At 62.9% G+C, this 1,573-nt stretch carries 2 protein-coding genes and 1 pseudogene; all 3 read right to left on the bottom strand.

All coding sequences use genetic code 11. The annotated features are described in order from the left end of the window. Positions 1 to 7: 7 nt before the first annotated feature. Positions 8 to 289: pseudogene (locus EN906_RS33615) on the bottom strand (adenylosuccinate lyase); the annotation flags it as partial. A 59-nt stretch (positions 290 to 348) separates the two neighbouring features. Further along, a complete protein-coding gene (locus EN906_RS33610) occupies positions 349 to 762 on the bottom strand; it encodes a hypothetical protein (RefSeq protein WP_127269893.1) in 414 nt (137 codons plus the stop codon). A 107-nt stretch (positions 763 to 869) separates the two neighbouring features. Beyond that, positions 870 to 1,565 carry a DUF2259 domain-containing protein gene (locus tag EN906_RS33605; protein ID WP_127375747.1) on the bottom strand — a complete coding sequence of 232 codons (696 nt, stop codon included), beginning with the start codon at positions 1,563 to 1,565 and terminating at the stop codon, positions 870 to 872. Positions 1,566 to 1,573 lie beyond the last annotated feature (8 nt).

Raw genomic sequence — 1,573 nt, 5'->3', positions numbered from 1 at the left:
GAGGTCATCCCTGGTGGATGAAGCGGGCGTCCGGTCCGACGAATTCGGCAAGATGGGTCAGGAAGGCGATGACGTCATGCTTGGTGACGCGCTCGATCTCGTCGATCGCCTCGACATCGAATTTTGCCGCCCCGCCCTTTTCCCAGATGGTTTTTGCCGCTTCCCTGGGGATGACGCCGAGTTCGGCCAACGCGTCGCAGGCATAGGCTTCGATCTCGAACCAGATGCGGAACCGGGTTTCTGGCGACCAGATGGCGACCATTTCCGGCCGGGAATAGCGAGGGATCATCGGTCAGTCCTGACATATCGAGAAGTTTGCCCGCGTCCTAACAGAGGCGAGCAAAATGCTCAACGCTGCTGGCGCGCAAACCAGACGCCCGCGGCAAACAGAGCGATGAAACCAACTGGAAAATAGAGCCGGATGCCCAGCACCACGAACTGGTAGAGCGCAATCAGCGTCGTGAAGACGAACTGGAGGACCCAGGTGCGGGTGAAAGCAGGGGCGTGCCACTCGGCGTAGTAGGAGCGGTACTGCAGGGCAAAGAGCCCGGCGGTCAGGCCGATCGTCGCCGCGGCTAGGCACACGAAGGCCGCGGCAAAGGCGACTTCCCAGCGTCTTCCCTGCGAGACCAGCCGCGCCGCGAACAGGCCGATGGGAAAAGCCAGCGCAGCTCCCACCGCAAACAGCGCGGTGACAATGCGGATTTTCGCCGGCGTCTCCCAGTCGTCCAACAACAGGGCGACGAGCGCGCTGGCGCCCATCGTCGTGGCCCATAGCAAGGCGCCATAAAACGCAGTGCGCGGCGTCGGTATCGCGCGGCGAAGGCGGTTCAGCGAACGATCGCGCGGGGCGGGTGGGACAAGCGGTGTCACAGGCGGCCGGTCACCGCGATCCAGCGAAAGTCCGGGCCTTCAAAGCCGTATTGGCGCACCGCGATCAGCACGGCATAGGCGCTGAGACTGTCCATCGAAAAGGTCTGCACAGCGCCGATGCGGTAGCCGTTCGGGCAACCCCGGCTTTTCGGTATCGACTTGTCCTCGTGCAGCAGCTTGGTCGTGCCGCCATCCTGCGCCTCGATACGCAGCAGCCGGAAGCCGTTGATCTCGCCCTGGCTCTCGCAGCCCTCGGTGTTGTTCATGCCGAGATCGTCGAGCCGAAACTCGAGCGGTGGGTCGACCGGCGAAAAGATCGGGCGCGGGTTGACTGCCATCCGGTGCGGATCGGCCGAAAGTTCGGTCACCGGGTTGAAGCCGGCGGTGATGCCGCGATTGGCGTCCAACTCGGCCTGACTGACAATGGCTTCGCCTTTTTGCCGGGCCTGAAGGCGCGCCGCATCCAGTTTGGCATTCTCGTCCTCAAGCCGGACCCGGATCGGCGTGCCCTTGAGAAAGCTGTCGGTGCTGGTGTCGATGTAGTAGCGGTTGGCATAGGGAAAACCCGATCCATCCTGCACGCCATATTCCTCGAAAGCAAAGACGCTGCCGTCCTTGGTGAAGCCGAGGATTTCAAGTTCGGCGACATCGCCGGCATGAGCCGCGATCGAGGTGGCAAACTGTGCAAGCAGGCCAACGG

This window comes from Mesorhizobium sp. M7A.F.Ca.CA.004.06.1.1, from assembly GCF_003999135.1.
Classification (GTDB): domain Bacteria; phylum Pseudomonadota; class Alphaproteobacteria; order Rhizobiales; family Rhizobiaceae; genus Mesorhizobium.
This window is presented reverse-complemented; position numbering and strand designations above follow the sequence as displayed.

Bases quoted from the DNA above. Each gene is read 5' to 3' on its own strand.
- EN906_RS33610 (WP_127269893.1), bottom strand. From the start codon at position 762: ATGGGCGCCAGCGCGCTCGTCGCCCTGTTGTTGGACGACTGGGAGACG.